The organism is Micromonospora sp. HK10, from assembly GCF_000982955.1.
Classification (GTDB): Bacteria; Actinomycetota; Actinomycetes; order Mycobacteriales; family Micromonosporaceae; genus Micromonospora.
The window spans coordinates 1-756 of the sequence record NZ_KQ058822.1 but is presented as its reverse complement, the minus strand read 5'-3'; the positions used below and the strand labels follow the sequence as shown (position 1 = coordinate 756).

1 protein-coding gene is annotated in these 756 nt (G+C 70.8%); it reads right to left on the bottom strand.

What is annotated here, in order from left to right; all coding sequences use genetic code 11:
• Positions 1 to 756 (bottom strand): acyltransferase domain-containing protein (locus tag LQ51_RS14565; RefSeq protein ID WP_046566116.1); only part of this gene is annotated, 756 nt, incomplete at both ends.

The window sequence follows — 756 nt, the reverse complement described above, 5'->3', positions numbered from 1 at the left end:
CCAGCGCGGTGACGAGCTGGTCCGGGCTGTCTCGGCGGGCGGTGGCGATGGTGATCACGTCGTGGTCGGCCGCCGTGTCCTCAATGGGTTGGATGAGCACGGGGTGCGGGCTGACCTCGACGAAGGTGGCGTAACCGTCGCGGAGCAGGGCTTCGGTGGCGGTCTGGAACTGGACCGGGTGGCGGAGGTTGTCGTACCAGTAGTCGGCGGTCAGTTCCGTCGGGTCGATGCGGTCGCCGGAGTAGGTGGAGTAGAACGCGACGTCGGTCGCCGCCGGCTGGACGTCGTGCAGGGCGGTGCGGATCTCGTCGCGGAGGGCTTCGACGTGGGGGGTGTGCGAGGCGTAGCCGACGGGCAGTACCCGGGCGGGGATGTCGCGGTCCTTGCAGTGGGCCACGATGGTGGCGACTGCGTCGGGGTCGCCGGCGATGACGGTGGCGTTGGGTCCGTTGACCGTGGCGATGTAGGCCCCGGGAGTGCCGTTGTCGTTGGCGGGCGTGCCGTTGAGGCTGCCCTTGGCGTCGGCCTCGGTCTCGCTGGTGCTGGTGGCGGTGCTGCGGTCGTGGGTGGAGTCTCCTTCGCCGCCGGACTGTGGTGCGGTTGTCGCCAATGTGTGCAGGAGTTCGGTGACCTGGTCGGCGGGTAGGGCGAGGGAGCCCATGTCGCCGTGGCCGATCAGTGCCCGCAGGGCTTGGGCGCGCAGCGCGACGATCTTGGTGGCGTCGTCGAGGGTGAGGGCGCCGGCGGCGTGGGCGG